16 protein-coding genes are annotated in these 20,360 nt (G+C 63.9%); 8 read left to right on the top strand and 8 right to left on the bottom strand.

Features of this window, described 5'->3' with window-relative positions; genetic code table 11:
- The first annotated feature begins 54 nt into the window (after positions 1-54).
- From ACTJLC_RS15585 to ACTJLC_RS15575, 3 genes are all read left to right on the top strand, one after another.
- Positions 55-1,275, top strand: coding sequence for a helix-turn-helix domain-containing protein (locus ACTJLC_RS15585; RefSeq protein ID WP_436263901.1), 1,221 nt, complete (start codon positions 55-57; stop codon positions 1,273-1,275).
- A 44-nt stretch (positions 1,276-1,319) separates the two neighbouring features.
- Positions 1,320-1,958, top strand: a complete 639-nt coding sequence (locus ACTJLC_RS15580) for a Vgb family protein (RefSeq protein ID WP_244745766.1) — start codon at positions 1,320-1,322, stop codon at positions 1,956-1,958.
- 291 nt (positions 1,959-2,249) lie between these two features.
- A complete protein-coding gene (locus tag ACTJLC_RS15575) occupies positions 2,250-3,758 on the top strand; it encodes an MFS transporter (protein WP_436263900.1) in 1,509 nt (502 codons plus the stop codon).
- 149 nt (positions 3,759-3,907) lie between these two features.
- Here ACTJLC_RS15575 and kdgD read toward each other — a convergent pair whose 3' ends face one another.
- The 3 genes from kdgD to ACTJLC_RS15560 form a co-directional block, all read right to left on the bottom strand.
- Positions 3,908-4,825 (bottom strand): 5-dehydro-4-deoxyglucarate dehydratase, encoded by a 918-nt coding sequence (kdgD, locus tag ACTJLC_RS15570; RefSeq protein ID WP_436263899.1) that lies wholly within the window; start codon positions 4,823-4,825, stop codon positions 3,908-3,910.
- 54 nt (positions 4,826-4,879) lie between these two features.
- Positions 4,880-6,229 carry a glucarate dehydratase gene (gene gudD / locus ACTJLC_RS15565; RefSeq protein ID WP_244745761.1) on the bottom strand — a complete coding sequence of 450 codons (1,350 nt, stop codon included), beginning with the start codon at positions 6,227-6,229 and terminating at the stop codon, positions 4,880-4,882.
- Positions 6,230-6,374: 145 nt separating this feature from the next.
- Positions 6,375-7,703 (bottom strand): MFS transporter, encoded by a 1,329-nt coding sequence (locus ACTJLC_RS15560; protein ID WP_073428689.1) that lies wholly within the window; start codon positions 7,701-7,703, stop codon positions 6,375-6,377.
- A gap of 408 nt (positions 7,704-8,111) precedes the next feature.
- Here ACTJLC_RS15560 and ACTJLC_RS15555 point away from each other — a divergent pair, with 408 nt between their 5' ends.
- From ACTJLC_RS15555 to ACTJLC_RS15545, 3 genes are all read left to right on the top strand, one after another.
- On the top strand, positions 8,112-8,825 hold the full coding sequence (locus ACTJLC_RS15555) for a FadR/GntR family transcriptional regulator (RefSeq protein ID WP_073428690.1): 714 nt from the start codon (positions 8,112-8,114) through the stop codon (positions 8,823-8,825).
- A 51-nt stretch (positions 8,826-8,876) separates the two neighbouring features.
- Positions 8,877-9,695, top strand: coding sequence for an alpha/beta fold hydrolase (locus ACTJLC_RS15550; RefSeq protein ID WP_073428691.1), 819 nt, complete (start codon positions 8,877-8,879; stop codon positions 9,693-9,695).
- A 391-nt stretch (positions 9,696-10,086) separates the two neighbouring features.
- The gene (locus ACTJLC_RS15545) at positions 10,087-10,314 is read left to right on the top strand and encodes a hypothetical protein (protein WP_073428692.1); all 228 of its coding nucleotides are present in this window, start codon (positions 10,087-10,089) and stop codon (positions 10,312-10,314) included.
- Positions 10,315-10,415: 101 nt separating this feature from the next.
- Here ACTJLC_RS15545 and ACTJLC_RS15540 read toward each other — a convergent pair whose 3' ends face one another.
- Both ACTJLC_RS15540 and ACTJLC_RS15535 read right to left on the bottom strand, forming a co-directional pair.
- On the bottom strand, positions 10,416-12,644 hold the full coding sequence (locus ACTJLC_RS15540; RefSeq protein ID WP_436263898.1) for an NADP-dependent isocitrate dehydrogenase: 2,229 nt from the start codon (positions 12,642-12,644) through the stop codon (positions 10,416-10,418).
- 421 nt (positions 12,645-13,065) lie between these two features.
- The gene (locus ACTJLC_RS15535) at positions 13,066-14,073 is read right to left on the bottom strand and encodes a TauD/TfdA family dioxygenase (RefSeq protein ID WP_436263897.1); all 1,008 of its coding nucleotides are present in this window, start codon (positions 14,071-14,073) and stop codon (positions 13,066-13,068) included.
- 576 nt (positions 14,074-14,649) lie between these two features.
- Here ACTJLC_RS15535 and ACTJLC_RS15530 point away from each other — a divergent pair.
- On the top strand, positions 14,650-15,813 hold the full coding sequence (locus tag ACTJLC_RS15530) for an iron-containing alcohol dehydrogenase (protein WP_436263895.1): 1,164 nt from the start codon (positions 14,650-14,652) through the stop codon (positions 15,811-15,813).
- A gap of 66 nt (positions 15,814-15,879) precedes the next feature.
- Here the strand turns inward: ACTJLC_RS15530 and ACTJLC_RS15525 are convergent, their stop codons facing one another.
- The 3 genes from ACTJLC_RS15525 to ACTJLC_RS15515 form a co-directional block, all read right to left on the bottom strand.
- The gene (locus ACTJLC_RS15525) at positions 15,880-16,920 is read right to left on the bottom strand and encodes an ABC transporter substrate-binding protein (protein ID WP_436263894.1); all 1,041 of its coding nucleotides are present in this window, start codon (positions 16,918-16,920) and stop codon (positions 15,880-15,882) included.
- A gap of 62 nt (positions 16,921-16,982) precedes the next feature.
- Positions 16,983-18,377, bottom strand: a complete 1,395-nt coding sequence (locus ACTJLC_RS15520; RefSeq protein ID WP_114163972.1) for a sensor histidine kinase — start codon at positions 18,375-18,377, stop codon at positions 16,983-16,985.
- Positions 18,367-19,044 (bottom strand): response regulator, encoded by a 678-nt coding sequence (locus tag ACTJLC_RS15515; protein WP_073428698.1) that lies wholly within the window; start codon positions 19,042-19,044, stop codon positions 18,367-18,369. The genes ACTJLC_RS15520 and ACTJLC_RS15515 overlap by 11 nt, the downstream gene beginning before the upstream one ends.
- Before the next feature lie 271 nt (positions 19,045-19,315).
- Here ACTJLC_RS15515 and ACTJLC_RS15510 point away from each other — a divergent pair, with 271 nt between their 5' ends.
- Positions 19,316-20,335, top strand: coding sequence for an ABC transporter substrate-binding protein (locus ACTJLC_RS15510; RefSeq protein WP_154872306.1), 1,020 nt, complete (start codon positions 19,316-19,318; stop codon positions 20,333-20,335).
- Positions 20,336-20,360: the final 25 nt, after the last annotated feature.

Raw genomic sequence — 20,360 nt, 5'->3', positions numbered from 1 at the left:
AGTCGCCGGCTTCGGACAGGGGGAGTGACAAGTGTGGCGCGATTCGAATAAATCATGGACTCGCTAGTCACGGCCGCGGCGCGCGCGCTCGCCGCGGGCGATCCGCTCGGCGCGCTGAACCGGGTTGCCTTGCGCGACGACGCACCCGCGCTCGCGCTGCGAGGCATCGCGATGGCGCAGCTCGGCGATCTCGTTCGAGCGAAGGCGCTATTGCGAAGCGCGGCGCGCGCCTTCGGCGCGAGGGAGCCGGTATCGCGTGCGCGCTGCGTCGTCGCGCAAGCCGAAATCGCGCTCGCTTCGCGTGACCTGGCCTGGCCCGCCAAAGCGCTGGACGCGGCGCGCGTCACGCTCGAAGCGCACGGCGACCGCGTGAACGCCGCGCATGCGCGGTATCTGGACGTGCGACGCCTTCTACTGATCGGCCGTCTCGACGACGCCGAGCGTGCGCTCGCCGCGCTCGACCCCGAACCCTTCCCGCCCGCGTTGCGAGCCGCCCACGAACTGGTCGTGGCGGGGATCGCGATGCGGCGCATCCACACGCAGGCGGCGCGCGCCGCCCTCGCGCGCGCCGTGCAGGCTGCGCACCGCGCCGGTATTCCCGCGCTGACGGCGGAAGCGGAAAGCGCGTCGCGCATGCTGAACACGCCGGCCGCGCGGCTGCTCGCGCATGGCGAAGAGCGGCCGCTGCTGCTCGATGAAGTCGAAGCGTTGCTGGCGTCGAAAGCGCTCGTCGTGGACGCGTGCCGTCACGTCGTGCGCCATGAAGACGCCGTGATCTCGCTGGCAAGCCGTCCGGTGCTGTTCGTGCTTGCCCGGGCTCTCGCCGAAGCGTGGCCGGCCGACGTGTCGCGAGACACGCTCGTCGCCCGCGCATTCAGGGCGAAGCTCGCCGACGAATCACATCGCGCGCGCTTGCGGGTGGAACTCGGGCGGTTGCGCTCGTTGCTTCGACCGGTGGCCGGCGTGAGCGCGACGAAGCGAGGCTTCGCGCTGGCGCCGCGTCACGCGCGCGAGGTCGTGATGCTGGCGCGGCCCGTCGAGGACAAGCACGCGGCGACGCTGGCCTTGCTCGCCGACGGCGAATCGTGGTCGAGTTCGGCGCTCGCGTTGGCGCTCGGCGCCAGCCAGCGCAGTGCGCAGCGGGCGCTCGATTCGCTCGCGGCGGCGGGCAAGGCGCAGTCGTTCGGAAAGGGGCGCGCGCGTCGCTGGATCACGCCGCCCATGCCGGGATTCACGACCACCTTGTTACTCCCGGCTCCGTTGCCGGGCGATTAGGATGGCCACATGAACCACCCGCAACCGTCGACGAGGATGAAACCATGAACCGATCCGCAGCTGAAATCGTGAATGAATACGGGCCCTTTCCGGGCGTAGAGAGCGTGCATGGCGTCACTTACGACGGTCAGCACGTATGGTTCGCCACCGGCGACAAGCTGAACGCCCTCGACCCGGCGAGCGGCAAGACGGTGCGCTCGCTCGAGGTCGCCGCGCATGCGGGAACGGCCTTCGACGGCGAGCATCTGTTTCAGATCGCCGAGAGCCGCATCCAGAAAATCGATCCGGCGACCGGCCGCGTGCTCGCCACGATTCCGGCGCCCGGCGGCGGCGACTCCGGGCTCGCATGGGCCGAGGGAACGCTCTGGGTCGGGCAGTACCGCGAGCGCAAAATCCATCAGGTCGATCCGGAGACAGGGGCGGTGCTTCGCACGATCGAGTCGAACCGTTTCGTCACGGGCGTCACGTGGGTCGACGGAGAACTTTGGCACGGCACGTGGGAAGGCGACGAGAGCGAATTGCGGCGAATCGATCCGCGCACGGGAGAGGTCGAGGAGAAGGTTCAGATGCCGGCCGGCGTGGGCATCTCGGGGCTCGAATCCGATGGCGGCGACCGGTTCTTCTGCGGCGGCGGAAGCAGCGGGAAGCTGAGAGCCGTTCGCCGGCCGAGGCGAGGCGCGTAGGCAGGCAGCAGCTCCGTTCGTTCGACGGCCAAGCGCGGGTTGGTGGCGCGGCCGTCACCGCGTTGTTGCTTTTCACATTGGCGCAACGCGGTTGTCTGTTTCCTCAGACTGAATAGTTTCAGATAAGGGATAACCCGTATAATTGTTGTCAAGAAGTCAGACAACAAGAAGACGCGAGTCGTCGAGACCGCGGGTCGAGCCTGGCCCCGCAGCGTCTTCCCTGAAAAACTATTCTCCCGATCCGTGAACCCAACAGCGACTGCCCTGCCTTTCCGAAACGCCCTCTTCGCGATGCTCGGCATCGGTCTCGTCAATATGCTGGTCGCACTGGATCAAACAGTCGTCAGCACCGCGTTGCCCTCGATCGTCGCCGAGCTGCACGGCTTCGAGTACTACGCGTGGATCGCCAGCGCCTATCTGCTGGCGTCGGTGGTGACGGTTCCGGTCTTCGGCCGGCTCGGCGACTACTTCGGCCGCAAGCGTTTCGTGATCGCCGCGGTCATCACGTTCACGGTGGCGTCGGTGCTCTGCGGCGTCGCCAACGACATGCTGTTTCTGGTGATCGCGCGCGGCCTGCAAGGCATCGGCGGCGGCATGATGGTCGGCACGGCGTTCGCGTCGATACCGGATCTCTTTCCCGATCCGCGCGCGCGGGTTCGCTGGCAGGTGGTGATGGCGGCCGCGTATGGCATCGGCACGGCGGCGGGGCCGTCGCTCGGCGGCTGGATGAGCGAGTACTGGGGCTGGCGCTCCACCTTCCTGATCAATCTGCCGGTGGGCGCCGCGGCGCTCTATTTCATCTGGGCGCATCTGCCGAGCTTCCGGCGTCCGCACGAAGGCGAGGTCAAGATCGACTGGCTCGGCGCAGCGCTCGTCGCCGCCGTGTTGGGCGGCCTGCAGGCTTTCATCGAAGCGGTGCCGAAAGACGGCCTGACCGCCGGCAATCTCACGCTGGCGGCATGCGTGATCGTCGGCACGATTGCATTGCTGGTGTGCGAGAAGCGCGCCACGCATCCGATCATTCCGCTCGACCTGTTCAAGGACGGCCAACTGGTCACGCTCTTCACGCTCGGCATGCTGTCGGGCTTCGTGATGTTCTCGCTGATCTTCTTCGCGCCGCTGCTGCTGCAAGGCGGCTTCGGCCTCTCGCCGCAACAGGCCGGTTTGCTCGCCACGCCGATTGCCGCCTGCATCGCGCTCGGCAGTCTGCTGAATACGCGCATCGTCATTCACATGAAGAAGCCCACGCGCATTCTGTCGATCGGCTTCGCGCTGCTGCTGTTCGCGTCGGTTGCGTTGGCGTTCGCCAATCCGGACACGCCGCACCTGTGGCTCGAATTGCCGATGGCGGCGGTCGGCATCGGTCTGGGTTTCATCCTCAACAATCTGAATGTGTTCGGGCAGGAGATTGCCGGGCGCGAGCGGTTCGGCATCACGACGGCGCTGCTGCAGTCCACGCGAATGGTGGGCGGCATGTTGGGCACGAGCATTGTCGCGACGGTGGTGTCGCATCATTACCGCAACGTGGTCACACGCACGATGAGCGTGCTCGGCGAGCCGGCCACCTCGCAATGGCTACCGCGTTTTGTGGATCTGCGCATTCTGATCGATGAGGAACTGCGCCTGAAGCTGATCGCGGATATGAAGCCTTCAGGGCTCAACACGCTTGCCTTGATCGATACGGCTCGCGATGCGCTGGTGCAGTCGATTCATATCGGCGTTTGGCTCACCGCCGTCGCGGCGCTTGCCGCTGCGCTGCTCGTGCAGCGGATCTCGCACGTCGTGTTTCGACGGAGTTGAGCGTGGTGGACTGGCCGCTGCGGTTGAGCGGCTGAGCGCTTACGGTCACGTCTCGCTACGACAGGTACAGGCGACGCGACGCCATTGCGGCGGCGTGACGCGCGCCGGACGTTTCGTCGCGGCGCGTCCAGAGATAGCGACCGGCCCGCTTACTGCGCGCCGAGCTTCTTGATGAGGGCGTCGAGCTTGTCCATTTCTTCTTCGGTCAGATCGGTCAGCGGCGCGCGCACCGGACCGGCACTGCGGCCCACCAGCTTCGCGCCCGCCTTCACGATGCTCACCGCGTAGCCCGCGCGGCGGTTGCGGATCGCGAGGTACGGCAGGAAGAATTCATCCAGCAGTCGCGACGTGGTCGCATGGTCGTCCGAGGCAATCGCGCGATAGAAGTCCATCGCGGTCTTCGGAATGAAGTTGAATACCGCCGACGAATACACCGGCACGCCCAGCGCCTTATAAGCCGCCGCATAGACTTCCGCGGTCGGCAGGCCGCCGAGATAGGAAAAGCGATCGCCCAGACGGCGGCGGATCGTCACCATCGCTTCGATTTCACCGACGCCGTCCTTGAAGCCGATCAGGTTCGGGCAACGCTCCGCGAGACGTTCGAGCATGTCCGCGTTCAGTTTCGAGTTCGCGCGATTGTAGATGATCACGCCCAGGTTCGGCACGGACTTGCAGACCTCCTCCGCGTGCGCGGCGATGCCTTCCTGGGACGCTTCCGTGAGGTAGTGCGGCATCAGCAGAATGCCGTTCGCACCCAGACGCTCCGCTTCCCGCGCGTATTCGATCGCCACGCGCGTCGGGCCGCCCGCGCCAGCGAGAATCGGCACCTTGCCCTTGCAGACTTCGGTCGCGGTGCGCACCACGTTCGTGTAGTCGCTCCTGGTCAGCGAGAAGAATTCGCCCGTGCCGCCCGCGACGAACAGCGCCGAAGCGCCATAAGGCGCGAGCCATTCGAGACGCGCGGCATAGGTGTCGGCACGGAAATCGCCGTTCGTATCGAAGTCGGTCACGGGGAAAGACAACAGGCCTTCGGAAACAATCGCTTTGAGTTCTTGAGGTGAGGTCATGGTGTGATTAAGGTCAAACGTAGATAAGCGCCGCCGTTCAAATCGCCCGGCGACTCAGCGCACGAGACAGGGGCGCTTGTTGTCGAATTTCCAGTTGGGAATCAGGTACTGCATGGCGACGCCGTCGTCGCGCGCGCCCAGGCCGTGTTGCTGATACAGCGCGTGCGCCTTCTCGATCTCGTCCATGTCGATCTCGACGCCGAGTCCCGCCGCCTGCGGCACCTTCACCTTGCCGCCGACGATTTGCAGCGGATCGCGCGTCAAACGCTGGCCGTCCTGCCAGATCCAGTGCGTGTCGATCGCGGTGATCTTGCCGGGCGCCGCGGCCGCGACGTGCGTGAACATCGCGAGCGAAATGTCGAAGTGATTGTTCGAATGCGAGCCCCACGTGAGGCCCCAGTCGTTGCACATCTGCGCCACGCGCACCGAGCCCTGCATGGTCCAGAAATGCGGGTCGGCAAGCGGAATATCCACGGACTGCAACTGGATCGCGTGACCCATCTGACGCCAGTCGGTGGCGATCATGTTGGTGGCCGTCGGCAAGCCGGTCGCGCGACGGAATTCCGCCATGACCTCGCGGCCCGAGTAGCCGTTTTCCGCGCCGCATGGGTCTTCCGCATAAGCGAGCACGTCGTGCTTGTCGCGGCACAGGCGAATGGCTTCCGCCAGCGACCACGCACCGTTCGGATCGAGCGTGACGCGGGCATCGGGAAAGCGTTCGGCGAGCGCCGTCACGGCTTCGATCTCGGCGTCGCCGGGCAGCACGCCGCCTTTCAGCTTGAAGTCGTTGAAGCCGTAACGCGCCTGCGCCGCCTCGGCGAGACGCACGACCGCTTCGGGCGTCATCGCTTCCTCGGTGCGAACGCGCTCCCAGTCGTCGCGCCCTTGCGCGCCGCTCGCGTACGGCAGATCGGTCTTGTTGCGATCGCCGATATAAAACAGGTAGCCGAGCATTTCCACTTCGTCGCGTTGCTGGCCTTCGCCGAGCAGGGCCGCAACCGGCACGCCGAGATGCTGGCCGAGCAGGTCGAGCAGCGCGGCTTCGAGCGCGGTGACCGCGTGAATGGTGGTGCGCAGATCGAAGGTTTGCAGGCCGCGCCCGCCCGCGTCGCGGTCGGCGAACTGCGTGCGCGCCTTGTTCAACATTGCTTGCAGATTGCCGATCGACTGGCCGACCACGAACGGACGTGCATCGTCGATCGTCTTGCGGATGCTCTCGCCGCCGGGCACTTCGCCGACGCCGGTATGGCCGGCGCTGTCGCGCAGAATGACGATGTTGCGCGTGAAGAACGGGCCATGCGCGCCGCTCAGATTCATCAACATGCTGTCACGGCCGGCAACGGGGACGACGCGCAATTCGGTGACCGTGGGTGTGGCGTTCAATTGAGTTGTGTTCGTTGGCATAAGAATGGAAGCGGTTGAATGAGTGGGGCGGCAGGGCGAGGATCATTGCGGCGCGCGTTCGCGTTCGCCTTCGCGTTCAACACCCGTGCCGGAGGGAAAAGGAAAGCGCGCGCTTCATGATCGGCGGTTCCAAAGATCATGGTAGTCAATGCGCCTTGCTGTGGAGAACCTCCGGCAGCACGTCGCGATTGACCCGCCGATTGCGCGTCAGGAAACCGGCTGCCGCCGCGATCAGCGAAGCCACGCCCAACGCATAAAGACCGCCGGTAATCGAGCCGGTGTGCTGCTGGAGATAACCGAACGTGGCCGGCGCGAAAAACCCGCCGAGATTACCCACCGAGTTGATCAGCGCGATCACCGCGGCGGCCACGCGCGCATCGAGATAGCCCTGTGGAATCGGCCAGAAGAGCGAAGCCGCCGCCTTGAAGCCGATTGCCGAGAAGCAGATCGCGACGAACGAGAGAACCGGATTGCCCGAGGTCGACGCGAACAACCCGCATGCCGCGATGACGAGCGCCACCGCCAGCCACGCCTGCTGAAAGCGCCACTTCGCCGACAACATAGCAAAGCAGTACATCGCCACCATCGCGATCAGCCAGGGAATCGCATTGAACATCCCGACCTGGAAATCGGACAGCCCGCCCATCTTGCGAATGATCGTCGGCAACCAGAACGTGGCCGCGTAAATGGTCAATTGAATCGAGAAATAGAGGAAGCAGAACAGCAGGATCTGCGGATCCTTCAACAGTTTTATCGCGGGAAGATGCGCGCTGCCGGCGGCCTCGCGCTCGGCTTGCTCCGCCGCGATCGACGATTCGAGCGCGTGTTGTTCGTCAGCGGTCAGCCACGATGCGTCGCGAATGCGCGACTTCAGCAGCATCCAGCTCACGGCGCACAGGGCGACCGAGAAACCGCCTTCGATGAGGAACATCCATTGCCAGCCGTGCAGGCCGAGTCCGCGAATGGACAGCAGACTGCCGGTGATCGGTCCCGACAGCACCGACGCCAGCGCGGAGCCGCCAAGGAACACCGCGATGGCCTTGCCGCGCTCTTTTTGCGGAAGCCATTGCGTGAAGTAGAAAACCACGCCGGGGAAGAAGCCGGCCTCGGCGACGCCGAGCAGGAAACGCAGCACGTAGAAAGACGTGTCGTTCCATACGAAGGCCATGCCGGCCGCGACGAGCCCCCATGTCCCCATGATGCGCGTCAGCCATGCGCGCGCACCGTACTTCTGCATCAACACGTTCGACGGCACCTCGAACAGCGCATAGCCGATGAAGAACAAACCGCTTCCCAAACCATAGGCCGCCGCGCCAATGCCGAGATCGGTCTGCATGTGGGCGTTCGCGAAGCCGATGTTCACGCGGTCGATGTAGTTCGCGATGAACATGATCAGGAAAAGCGGCAGCACGTGCCGCTTGACCTTCGAGACCGCGGAGTCGAGCGGGTTCGTCGTGGTGAGAGCTGGTGTCAAGGGTGGTCTCCGATTGGGGCCGTCAAGCGGCCTGATGTCACGTCACGCGGCGGGTGTCCTGGTGGGATCGCGCCTCGCCGAATTTGTGATACGTTGTCCGACGACAGTCTACAATTTTCGATACAACGATTCCAATGCGGTGTTTACCCTGCCTTCATATGGGCTAAGGCTCCCTGTTGCGACACGCGACAATGGAAAACATCTCGAACTAAGACGTCCGATGACATTTGCGATTCTGCTACCATCCGCCCCCGGGCCTTTGCAGCCCCTCGGCTCATTTCCGGCCGAGAACCCGCGTCGCGATGCACGCGTCGTTCCCAGTTATGATGGCGACGTTGAGCCGTCCAATGAGGCCGCTCGCCCGCGCGTCCTGCGCATTTCCAGTCGATTAGCCAACAAGTCCCAGCAATGAGCAGCCTAACTGAGAAGGTGGTGGCCACCCTTTCCGATGAAATCCGCCGCGGCGCGCTGAGGCCGGGAGACCGCATCCCCACCGAAGTCGCGATGATGAAGCAGCTCTCGGTGAGCCGCTCCGTGGTCCGCGAGGCAATTTCGCGCCTCCAGGCGGCCAAGGTGGTGGAGACGCGTCACGGCATCGGCACATTCGTGCTGGCGCCGTCCGCGGAAAAAACCATGCAGTTGCCCACCGCCGATCTGTCCAACATGCTGGACGCGATGGCGATCATCGAATTCCGTATCGACGTGGAGGCCGCCTCGGCGGCGCTCGCCGCGGCACGCCGCACCGAGCAGAATCTCAAGCAGATCCGCGGCGCGCTGGAGCGGTTCGAAGCGGAACTCGAGCGCGGCAGCACCGACACGCTCGCGCACGACATCGAGTTCCATCTGCAAATCGCGCGCGCCAGCGGCAATCGCTATTTCTTCGATGTGCTCAGTCAACTCGGACGGTCCGTGAGTCCGCGCACGCGGCTCGGCTCGGCGGAGATCGCGGAGCTCGACCATATCGAGCACCTGCGCAATGTACTCAACGAGCATCAGATGATTTATCGGGCGATAGAACGTCAGGACCCGGACGACGCGCGCGCCGCCATGCGCATGCATTTGAGCAACAGCCGCGAAAGACTGCGCCGCGCGCATGAGTTGAGCAAGCCGGGCGGGCAATAAGTCGTTCCGCGCGATTATCTGGCGGCTCCAACGGCAGCGGAGACAACAGCGATGGAACCCACCACGGAATCCCACGACGACAACCTCGAACAGTTCGAAGCACACGGCGCGCCGCCGCTGCCCGTCTCGAACGATCATGGCTACGTCGAGCATGAAGGGGCGCGCATCTGGTACGCGTCATATGGCGTCGGCGCGCCGGTGATTCTGCTGCACGGCGGCCTCGGGCACAGCGGCAACTGGGGCTACCAGGTGCCGGCGCTGCTTGGCGCGGGACATCGCGTGGTGGTCGTCGACAGCCGCGGCCACGGCCGCAGCACGCGCGACGCGCGGCCTTACAAGTACGAGTTGATGGCATCCGACGTACTCGCCGTCATGGATGCGCTGCAAATCGCGCGCGCCGCCATGGTGGGCTGGAGCGACGGCGCCTGCATCGCGATGGTGTTGGGCATCACGGCTCCCGAACGCGTTGCGGGGGTGTTCTTCTTCGGCTGCAACATGGACCCGAGCGGCACGAAGGAATTCGTGCCGACACCGGTGATCGATCGCTGCTTCAGTCGGCACGCCAGAGACTATGCGCAACTCTCCGCGACGCCTCGCGACTTCGACGCATTCGTCGGCGCGGTCAGCGAGATGATGAAGACCGAACCTAACTACGGCGCTCACGATCTGGCTCGGATCGAGGTGCCCGTCGCGATCGTGCTGAGCGAGCACGACGAGTTCATCAAGCGGGAACACGCCGACTATCTCGCGCAGAGCATTCCAGATGCGGAGTTCGTTCTGCTGCCGGGCGTGAGCCATTTCGCGCCGCTACAGAGGCCGGCTCAATTCAATCGAGTGATGCTCGGCTTTCTGCGCCGTTTGCTTTTCTGATCGCGGACGGCGAGGGCAAGCCGCATGACTTTGCTTTCGCGCTGCAACGCTTCCCCGCAAGACGCCAATATTTCACGATGCGGCATGAGCCATTGCTTCGTAAAAAGTCGTGGTGCGTGGCACAAACCGGCCATTTCGCAATGCCGCCCCACGTTGCACATCGCGGAACAAAGCCTGCAAGCCATTATTTTTAAACAAAATTTTTAGATGGAATTAGCCGTCGAACACCGGCTTGCGCCGCTGCCCGCTGACGTAGACTCCTTTACATGAGTCGGCGGTTCAGGTGGTCAAGCCGGGTTGACGAGACAAAAGCGCAGTCACGCCGTCTCCGGCCGAACGCAGGAAGCCGTCCCGACCTCGCGGTTTTTAATTGGCAATTGGGAGACTAAAAATGAAAGGCTTTCGCTTTGGCTCGACCCAGGGAGCGTTCTACATTTTGCCGGGGCACGGAGGTTGGGAAGCAACCTACGGCAACGAGACGCTCGGAGAGTTTTCCAGCCCGCAACAGGCTGCCGATGAAGTCGCACGCGGCTTGACCTGCCCGCATCTGTCCGAGGTGGATACGTCGACGCTGGAAATTCCGGAAAAACTCAGCGACTGGGAAATCGTTCACGTGTGATGCCCGGCATGACTGGCCATCACCTGAAGGCGGAAACGACGATGGCGCTCGAGAGCGCCATCGTCATATCTACTGCCTGCTTCAATGCGTTACTTCACGGCTTAGGCAACCGCATCCACGATCTTGTTCAGCGTGGCGCTCGGGCGCATGGCCTTGCTCGTGAGCTCGACATTCGGACGGTAGTAACCGCCGATATCCACCGGCTTTCCTTGCGCCGCAGCCAACTCCGCGAGAATCTTCGCTTCGTTGTCGGCCATGGCCTTTGCCACGCCGGCGAACTGCGCCTGCAGCGCGGCGTCCTCGGTTTGCGCGGCCAGCGCTTCAGCCCAGTACATCGCGAGGTAGAAGTGGCTGCCGCGGTTGTCGAGACCGCCCACCTTGCGTGCCGGCGACTTGTCGTTGTCGAGGAACTTGCCGGTTGCCTGATCCAGCGTTTTCGCCAGAATCTGCGCCTTCGGGTTGTGGTACGCGTTGCTCAAATGTTCGAGCGACGCAGCCAACGCCAGGAATTCGCCGAGCGAATCCCAACGGAGGAAGCCTTCCTCGACCAGTTGCTGAACGTGCTTCGGCGCCGAACCGCCTGCGCCCGTTTCGAACATGCCGCCACCGGCCATGAGCGGGACGATCGACAGCATCTTCGCGCTGGTGCCGAGTTCCATGATCGGGAACAGGTCGGTCAGGTAGTCGCGCAGCACGTTGCCGGTGACCGAGATCGTGTCTTTGCCGGCGCGGATACGCTCCAGCGAGAACTTCGTGGCTTCGACCGGCGTCATGATGCGGATGTCCAGACCGCTGATGTCGTGGTCCTTCAGGTACTGCTCGACCTTCTTGATGATCTGCGCATCATGGGCGCGAGCGGAGTCGAGCCAGAACACGGCCGGCGTATTGGTGGCGCGCGCGCGGTTCACCGCGAGCTTGACCCAATCCTGGACCGGTGCGTCCTTGACCTGGCACATGCGCCAGATGTCGCCGGCTTCCACCGCTTGTTCGAGCAGCACCGTGCCGGCTGCGTCGATCACGCGGACCACGCCGTTCGCCGGAATCTGGAACGTCTTGTCGTGTGAACCGTATTCTTCGGCGGCTTGCGCCATCAGGCCGACGTTCGGCACCGTGCCCATCGTGACCGGGTCAAAAGCGCCGTTCTTCTTGCAGTCTTCGATCACAGCCTGGTAGACGCCGGCGTAGCAACGGTCTGGAATCACCGCCTTGGCGTCGTGCAGCGCGCCGTCCGCGCCCCACATCTTGCCCGACTCGCGAATCATGGCCGGCATGGAGGCGTCGACGATCACGTCGCTCGGCACGTGCAGGCTGGTGATGCCCTTGTCAGAGTTGACCATGGCGAGCGGCGGGCGCTGTTCGTACTGCGCCTTGATGTCCGCCTCGATCGCTTCGCGCGTTTCGGCCGGCAGGTCTTTCAGGCGCGCGTACAGATCGCCGATACCGTTGTTCGGGTTGAAGCCGGCTTGCGCGAGCGCGTCGGCATGCTTGGTGAGCACGTCTTTGTAGAACACCGAGACCACGTGACCGAAGATGATCGGATCCGACACCTTCATCATGGTGGCTTTCAGGTGCACCGAGAACAGCACGCCCTTGCTCTTCGCATCGGCGATTTCCGCTTCGATGAAGCTGCGCAGCGCATTCCTGGAGAGCACCGAAGCGTCGATGATCTCGCCCGCCTGCACCGCCGTCTTTTCTTTCAGGACCGTCTTGCTGCCGTCCGCGGCCGCCAGTTCGATCTTCACGCTGCCCGCTGCCGCGATGAGCGCGGACTTTTCGCTGCCGTAGAAATCGCCGCCGCTCATGTGCGAGACATGCGACTTCGAATTAGCCGACCATGCGCCCATCTTGTGCGGATGCTTGCGCGCGTAGTTCTTCACCGACAACGGCGCGCGGCGGTCCGAATTGCCTTCGCGCAGCACCGGGTTGACGGCGCTGCCCTTGATCTTGTCGTAGCGCGCCTTGACGTCTTTTTCCGCGTCGGTTTTGGCTTCGTCAGGATAGGACGGCAGCTTGTAGCCCTGATCGCGCAGTTCGGTGATCGCCGCCTTCAGTTGCGGCACCGACGCGCTGATGTTCGGCAGCTTGATGATGTTCGCTTCGGGACGCGTGGTGAGTCCGCCCAGTTCCGCCAGATCGTCGGAGCCCTTCTGTTCCGCGGTCAGGTAGTCCGGAAATGCAGCGATGATCCGGCCGGCAAGCGAGATATCGCGCGTTTCAACGATCACGTCGGACGAGCGCGTGAACGCCTTGACGATCGGCAGCAGCGAGTAAGTCGCCAGCGCGGGGGCTTCGTCGGTCAGGGTGTAGATGATCTTCGGCGGTGTGGACATGTTCAATGCTTTGCTAGGTGAAGTGAGGGACAGAGCGTGGGTAGCGCTGAGCCAGCGAATTCGCGACGAAGCAGCAAAAACGCAGCGCAACCCGCAGCACTACTTTTTACGGCCCGACCGAGAGTATATGCGCGTTTTCCTCGACTCGCTGCTAAACAAACATATCCCGGAAACATGCCCGACAGGTCAAAGCCCCGCCAGATAAGGCTTTCAGGCGAATGCCCTATGCCGAAATTCAGATGTCTTATAGAGGACTTGGGCGGTGAAACCGATGCCCGGCTGCGAATTGTTCGCATATTGGCCGCCTGGGCCATTGGTCGCGCCGGGGGCGTTCCGAGCCGCGCCGGGACCAGCGGAGCAAGTCCCGCGAAGTCCCGCGACGAGCGCTTCGAGCCGCTGGCGCGGCCGTCCGCGTGACCGCTTATCCCCGGTCCTGGCCTTCGCTGTGGCTCTGCGCCATCGCCACGACGACCTTGCGCGGTCCTTCGAACGGATCGCGCGCGTGCGCGGTCAGCATGTTGTCGAGCATCAGCACGTCGCCCGTCCGCCACGGAAACACGATCCGCTGCTGATCGAGCACGCCGCGGATTTCGGCAAGCGCCTCGGCCTCCAGCGGCTCGCCGTCGCCGTAATACACATTGCGCGGCACGTTTTCGAGCCCGACCGAATCAATCAGCGCCTCCTGCATGTCCTCGTCGAGCGATGACAGGTGGAACAGATTTGCCTGGTTGAACCAGACAAGCTCGCCCGTGCGCGGATGACGCGCCACCGCCTGGCAGCGTTCGCGCGTGCGCAACAGCAGTTCGCCGTCGTCGCTGTCGCGCCATTCGCATTCGATGCCGCGAGTCCGGCAAATGCGCTCGACCACGCGCGGATCATCCGAGCCGAAAGCCTGCTCCCACGGCAGATCGAGCCCTTGCCCGAAGTTGCGCACGTAAAGCAGCTCACGTTTGGCAAAGCGCGCGACGAGCGCCGGATCGAGCGCTCCGTGGATCGCGCGGCTGTCCGCAATCGGCGTCGCGCCGCCCGAACGCGCGGCGAGCGCGCAGTGAAACCAGATGCGCAGCGGCCATTCGCGCGTGTACGACTGCTCGTTATGCAACGGAATCGAGCGATGCGGCGGATATTCGGTCGACGTGTAGACCGCCCCCTCCACCTGACTGCGCGGCGTCGACGCGAATTCATAGCCGATCAGCGGATGCCCGAACGAGCCCGCGAAGCTTTGAAAGGCCTCGATCGAGTGCACGCGAAAGCCGGTGAACAGCACGCCGCCCGCGTGCTCCAGCGTGTCGTCGACGATCGCATGCAGCAGCGGCGCAACCGCTTGCAGAGAAATCTCCGCGCCGGCGCGCGGCGAGACGACTGTCGGCAGTCCCGGCTCGATCGAGAGATCGGCAAGGGTGATCTGCGGCATCGAAAGCGTGGTCATAGGGGATCCTTTTGCGTGAGCGATGGGGTCGGCGGCGCGCCGAAATAAGCGAGGCGTCCGGCTTTCGGACCGCTCGTGCCGGCTTCGTCACGCCAGCCGGCTTGAAACGCGGGCGGATATGCGGTTCCGGCATCGAGAACCGGCGTGGGTGTCGTTGCCCAAGGCTCCCGTCGAATCAGCACTTCGGCCATGAATTCGCTCCGCGTTCTCAAAGGACAGGGCATCAATCTAGCCCAAATGCGAACCGTTCTCAACAAAGACCTCGAATGTCCTGCTGAATCGCATGGTTTTGGCGCTCGACCGTCGGCTTTATGTGGCCGCGTTCGTGGTGTTTGGGCGCTTCACCGCCGTAGTTGGCCGCTTCGTTCGCCCGCCTCATTTGCCCGCTTAATCCAACCGCGCAACATCAAAGGCACGCGAGCAGCCGATCCGAATCTGGTACAACTAACGCCTGCGCTCCAGCTCTCGCTTCCCGCATTTTTCCCGCGAGGCCGCGAGCCTTTACCGCCGCAAAAACACCATTCCGCAGCCCGATCGGCGCAACGCCGCGAGCCATGCGATGCAAGGAGACGCTAAATGACGAACGCATTCCGCTTCCAGACCGTGCCGGCCATGCTGGTCGAGTTCGGCGCCGCGCGCCGCCTCGGCGCTCTATTGCGCGCGCAATTTCCATCGCTTACGCGCCTGTGCGTCGTCACCGACGCTTTCCTTCACAAGAGCGGGCTGCTGAATCCCGCGCTCGCCGACCTCGCCGCGCACGGCTGGAACGCCACCGTAATCGACGACGTGATCGCCGATCCGCCCGAACACATTGTGCTCGAAGCAACTTCGCGCGCGCGGACGGCGGGTGCGCAGATCGTGCTGGGCCTGGGCGGCGGCTCGTCGATGGACGTGGCGAAGCTGATCGCCGTGCTGGCTCCGCAGGAACAGCAAACACTCGCCGACATGTACGGCGTGAACAAGATCGTGGTCTCCCGCCTGCCGCTCGTGCAGATGCCGACCACCGCGGGCACCGGTTCGGAAGTGACGGCCGTGTCGATCGTGACGGTTGGCGAGGCGAAGAAAATGGGCGTGGTCGCCCCGCAGTTGATCGCCGATCTGGCGATTCTCGACGCCGAACTCACGCTCGGTTTGCCCAAGGCCGCGACCGCCGCAACCGGCATCGACGCGATGGTGCATGCGATCGAGGCGTACACGTCCGCGCATCTGAAGAACCCGATCTCCGACATGCTCGCGATTAAAGCGCTCGAACTGTTGTCGCGCAATCTGCTGCCTGCGTGCGAGAGCGGCCGAAACCGCGAGGCACGCGAAGCCATGCTGCTCGGCGCGACCTTCGCGGGCCAGGCGTTTGCCAATTCGCCGGTGGCCGCGGTGCATGCGCTCGCGTATCCGATCGGCGGCATTTACCACGTGCCGCACGGTCTTTCGAATGCGCTCGTGCTGCCACACGTGCTGCGGTTCAACGCCGAGGCGGCGGCGCATCTGTATGCAGAACTCGCGGACGTGATCATGCCGGGCGCGACCGGCAGCGCCGCCAGCAAGACGCAGGCGCTGATCGAACGGCTCGAACAGATGATCGCCGCCACGGCGATTCCGGCGCGGCTGCGCGATGTCGGCATCGAACGCAGCGGACTCGAACGGATGGCGAGCGACGCCATGTTGCAAACGCGGCTGCTGGTCAACAATCCCAGGCCGCTCACCGAGGACGATGCATTGGCGATTTACAGCGCCGCGTTTTGAACTTGCGTTGGGCGTTATTAAAAGGCGCGGGCGTTGCCGCGGTCTCGCGATACGCACACATCCAGCTTAGGGTTTTACTTCGTCGACGAACTGATTGGTGAACGTTCTCGACAGATCGACGTGGCGTCCCTTCACCGAGGGATTGAAACCCGACAGCACCTTGAGTACGGTGCGCGGACCGTCGGCCGGCATCCTGCCGTCGACCGTGAACATCGGCAACGATGCCTTCAATGCGCTGACATAAAGCGCCTTGTCGTTGCCGATGAAGTTTTTCGGCATCCGCGCGGCGATTTCCTCGGCGCTGTGCGTATGCAGGTATTGCAGTGTCCTCACGAAAGCACGCGCGAGTTTGGCCGCTTCCCGCGGGTGCGTATCGAGCCATGCGCTCTGCACGTACAGGCTGGAAGCCGGATACGTGCCGCCGAGCGCGGCACGCGTGCCCTCGACGTTGCGCATGTCCACGAGAATCCTCGCATCGCCGGATTTGAGCAGTTGCGAGACCGTGGGCTCGGTCGTCATGCCCGCGTCGATGCGGCCTTGCCTGATCGCCGCGATAAAGCTTCTGTCCGCGCCCACCGGCAGCAGCGTGTATTGCGAGTTCGGCACGCCCTCGAGTCTCGCCAGATACTGCGTCAGAAAATTGGTCGACGAACCGAGCCCGGTCACGCCGAGCGTCTTGCCCCTGACGTCGGCCATGCTTTTAATCGAATCGGCAGCTCTCGCCGACACCATTTCCACTTCGCCGGGCACCTGGCCGAGCACGACGATGCTCTTTACCTCCTTGCCCTTGCTCTGCAAAACGATGGTGTGGTCGTAAAAACCCACCACCCCTTGCACCGCGCCCGCCAGCAATTCGTTCTCCGCGTCGACGCCCGCCGTTTGCGACAGCAGTTCCACGTCGAGGCCTTCGGCCTTGAAGTAGCCAAGCTGCTCCGTCAGGAACACCGGAAGATAGATGAGCTTGGTGATGCCACCCACCATGATCGCGACTTTCCCGGGCGCATCGTCCTGCGCGGACGCCGCCGCCGGAGCCAGCAGAAAGAGTGTGAAAAACGCCGCGACTGCCGCATGGAACGCGCGCGAAAAGCTCAGTGAGGCGTTGCGCATTGTGTGAGTGTCTCCTTCCTATCGCGCATCCGCGAGAAGCGCTCGATGGGCGATTCAAACTTTTAAACCTTCTCCGCCCGCTGCGCCTTGGCGCGCGGAAACGACACCGTCACGTGCACGCCCTTGCCGCCTTCGCCCGGCTTGAGCGTGATCTCGCCATGATGCGCGTCCGCGATCTCGCGCACGATCGCGAGACCGAGCCCCGTGCCTTCGGTATCCGTCGACGCGCGGAAGAACGGTTCGAACACGCGGCCGCGCGACTCGGCCGGAATGCCGGGGCCGTCGTCCAGCACGCTCACGCTGACCGTATCGACGCCGGCATGCACCGCAACCGTGACATGGCCGCCGCTGCCCGTATAGCGGATCGCGTTCTCGGCCAGGTTGGCGATCAGCGCCTGAAGCATGCCGCGATGCCCGGCCACCGGCGCAACGCCGCTCAATTCCGCACCGAGGTCGATGTCCCGAGCCTGCGCGAGCAGCGCCAGGTCCTCCACCACTTCCATGGCCAGCGCGACGAGATCCACCGTTTCAACGGCCAGTTGCGTGTTGTCGGCGGCTTCGGCCTGCGCCAGCAACAGCAGCTTGTTGGTCAGCCCGACCATCGAACGATTGCTGCGATGCATGGCCGCGAGCGCTTCGTCGAGTGCGGGATTCAAGCCGTCCTGCTGACGCGCGAACTGCAATTGCGTGCCGAGCAGCGTAAGCGGCGTGCGCAACTGGTGGGCGGCGTCGGCAATGAAGCGCCGTTGCGCGGCGACTTGCACGCCGAGCCGCGCAATGCACTGATTGATCGCCTCGACGATCGGCCGCAACTCCGTATGCAGGCGCTCGACGCGAATCGGCTCCAGTTGCATCGGATCGCGGTCGGCGACCTCGTCCTTCACTTTCATCAAGGGCCGCAATTCGAACGTGAGGCCGATGCAAACCAGCGCCACCGCCAGCGCGATCATTTCGATCTGCCGCACGAGTTGCGGCTGCCACAATTCCTGCGCCATCGCATCGCGCGAGTGCACGGTCTTGCCGACCGTCACGCGCACGCGGCGCGTCACGCCATTGTCGTACATCAGACGAACGAGGCCGACCGCGCGCACGGCACGGCCTTGCAAAGCGGCGTCGTAATGATCGGGGGTATCGGGGCGCTGCGCCGGGCGCGGCGGGAAGTCGGGCGTGCCCGCGAGCAGGCGGCCATCGTCGACGCTCACGCTGTAGAACACCTGGTCGCGATAAGGCGACGCGAATATTTCGAGCGCGGCGGGCGGCACGTCCACGCGCAGGAAGCCGTCCACCCATTGCACTTCGCCCGCGATCATGCGCGCCGACGAAATCAACTGGTTATCCTGCACCAGATCCGCGGTGCGCCGCGCGTTGTCGTATTCGGCCTTGCCGGTGACGAACACGTATAGCGCGAGCGGCACGAGCAGCCACCACAACAAACGCACGCGCAAGCTATTGGTCATCTTCTTTCTTGCGCAACAGGTAGCCGAGCCCGCGCAACGTGACGATCGCCGCCGAACTGCCGTCGAGTTTCTTGCGCAGCCGCGAGATGTAGATTTCCACCGCGTCCTCGCTCGGTTCGTCCGCGAGCGTGAAGATCGCGTCGACCAGCGCGGGCTTCGTCACCGTTTTGCCCAGACGCAGGATCAGCGTTTCGAGCACCGAACGCTCGCGCGGCGTGACGTTCAGCGGCGCGCCCTTCAGCGTGAACTGGCGCGTGTCGATGTCGAACGCGAGATCGCCGCACACCACCTCGCTCGCCTTCGACGGTGACTGGCGGCGGATCGCCACCTTGATGCGCGCAACCAGCTCGCGCACTTCGAACGGCTTGACGAGGTAGTCGTCCGCGCCGGCGCCGAGCAGTTCCACCTTTTCGTCGATGGAGCCGCTCGCCGTCAGAATCAGCACCGGCGTCGAGTCGCCGCGCTGACGCAGACGGCGCAGCACGTTCTTGCCGGACAGTTGCGGCAGATTGAGGTCGAGCAGAATCACGTCGTAATGATTCGTGCGCAATAGACGGTCGGCGGAGTCGCCGTCCTGCACCGCGTCGAGCGCGAACGCCTCCTGTTCCAGCATCCTGGCGAGCCAGTGCGCGAGCGTGGGATTGTCTTCGATGAGCAGCAGCTTCATGGCGGGAACGCGAAAGTCAGATCGTCGATTGTGCCGTAAAACAAGGGCTTTGCGCGCACCGCATGGGGTTCGCGGCAGGCCTTCGAGTATTCGCGGCAAGTCTCTCGGCGGGTGTCTCGGCGGGTTTTCGGCGGGTTTTCGGGTTAACACCCATGATTTAGCCACGTCCCCGAAAGCTGGCAGAAGGTTTGCGATTTCTATACTCGCCTCCATTCACCCAGAAAGCGCCGCATTTTCCACCCAGCGGCGACAAACCTACGGAGACTGCTTCATGCGTACCTTGCGCCAGATTGCCGCTGTGTCAGGTGTTGCGTTCACCCTTGCCGCCGCCTCGGCTGCCGCTCATGCCGAGAAGCTGACGATCATGGTCGGCGGCGCCACCAAGATCATCTATCTGCCGGCCAAGCTCACCGAGCAGCTCGGCTACTTCAAGGACGAAGGCCTCGACGTCGAAATCCTCTCGCAACCGGCGGGCGTCGACGCGGAAAACGAACTGCTCGCGGGCGCGGTGCAAGGCGTGGTGGGTTTCTACGACCACACCATCGATCTGCAGAGCAAGGGCAAGGAAGTGGAGGCGCTGGTGATTTTCGGCCAGGTGCCGGGCGAGGTGGAGATGGTCTCCACCAAGGCCGCGGGCACGCTCAAGAGCATGGCCGACGTCAAGGGCAAGACGCTCGGCGTGACCGGCCTCGGTTCATCGACGAGCTTCCTCACACAATATCTCGCGCAACGCGGCGGCGTGCCGAGCTCGCAGTACACGTTGCTGCCGGTGGGCGCGGACAACAGCTTTATCGCGGCCATCAAGCAAAGCCGCATCGACGCGGGCATGACGACCGAGCCGACCGTCTCGCAACTGCTGAAGACCGGCGACGCCAGGGTGCTGGTCGATATGCGCACGCTGGAAGGCACGCGCGCCGCGCTCGGCGGAACCTATCCGGCTTCGAGCTTCTACGTGCAGCGCGCGTGGGCCGAGTCGCACAAGGACGACGCCGCGAAACTCTCGCATGCGTTCGCGAAGACGCTGAACTTCATCGCGACGCATAGCGCCGAGGAGATCGCCGCGAAGATGCCGAAGGACTACTACGGCAACAACAAAGACCTCTATGTCGGCGCGCTGAAGGCGTCGCTGCCGATGTTCACGAAGGACGGCAAGATGCCCGCCGACGGCCCCGACACGGTGCTGAAAGTATTGTCGGCATTCAACCCGTCGGTGAAGGGCAAGCATATCGACCTCGCCAAGACGTACACCAACGACTACGTGTCGGCGCCGGTCAAAACCGCGGCGAAGTAACACCCCTTCGACATCACGAGACACA

The organism is Paraburkholderia sp. 22099 (assembly GCF_052045835.1).
Taxonomy (GTDB): Bacteria; Pseudomonadota; Gammaproteobacteria; order Burkholderiales; family Burkholderiaceae; genus Paraburkholderia; species Paraburkholderia terricola.
The sequence above is the reverse complement of the archived record's forward strand: the minus strand, read 5'-3'. Positions and strand labels throughout refer to the sequence as shown.

Bases quoted from the DNA above. Each gene is read 5' to 3' on its own strand.
- ACTJLC_RS15515 (WP_073428698.1), bottom strand. From the start codon at position 19,044: ATGAAGCTGCTGCTCATCGAAGACAATCCCACGCTCGCGCACTGGCTC.
- kdgD (WP_436263899.1), bottom strand. From the start codon at position 4,825: ATGACCTCACCTCAAGAACTCAAAGCGATTGTTTCCGAAGGCCTGTTG.
- ACTJLC_RS15575 (WP_436263900.1), top strand. From the start codon at position 2,250: ATGCTCGGCATCGGTCTCGTCAATATGCTGGTCGCACTGGATCAAACA.
- ACTJLC_RS15545 (WP_073428692.1), top strand. From the start codon at position 10,087: ATGAAAGGCTTTCGCTTTGGCTCGACCCAGGGAGCGTTCTACATTTTG.
- ACTJLC_RS15550 (WP_073428691.1), top strand. From the start codon at position 8,877: ATGGAACCCACCACGGAATCCCACGACGACAACCTCGAACAGTTCGAA.
- ACTJLC_RS15525 (WP_436263894.1), bottom strand. From the start codon at position 16,920: ATGCGCAACGCCTCACTGAGCTTTTCGCGCGCGTTCCATGCGGCAGTC.
- ACTJLC_RS15520 (WP_114163972.1), bottom strand. From the start codon at position 18,377: ATGACCAATAGCTTGCGCGTGCGTTTGTTGTGGTGGCTGCTCGTGCCG.
- ACTJLC_RS15580 (WP_244745766.1), top strand. From the start codon at position 1,320: ATGAACCGATCCGCAGCTGAAATCGTGAATGAATACGGGCCCTTTCCG.
- ACTJLC_RS15510 (WP_154872306.1), top strand. From the start codon at position 19,316: ATGCGTACCTTGCGCCAGATTGCCGCTGTGTCAGGTGTTGCGTTCACC.
- ACTJLC_RS15535 (WP_436263897.1), bottom strand. From the start codon at position 14,073: ATGACCACGCTTTCGATGCCGCAGATCACCCTTGCCGATCTCTCGATC.
- ACTJLC_RS15540 (WP_436263898.1), bottom strand. From the start codon at position 12,644: ATGTCCACACCGCCGAAGATCATCTACACCCTGACCGACGAAGCCCCC.
- gudD (WP_244745761.1), bottom strand. From the start codon at position 6,229: ATGCCAACGAACACAACTCAATTGAACGCCACACCCACGGTCACCGAA.
- ACTJLC_RS15530 (WP_436263895.1), top strand. From the start codon at position 14,650: ATGACGAACGCATTCCGCTTCCAGACCGTGCCGGCCATGCTGGTCGAG.
- ACTJLC_RS15555 (WP_073428690.1), top strand. From the start codon at position 8,112: ATGAGCAGCCTAACTGAGAAGGTGGTGGCCACCCTTTCCGATGAAATC.
- ACTJLC_RS15585 (WP_436263901.1), top strand. From the start codon at position 55: ATGGACTCGCTAGTCACGGCCGCGGCGCGCGCGCTCGCCGCGGGCGAT.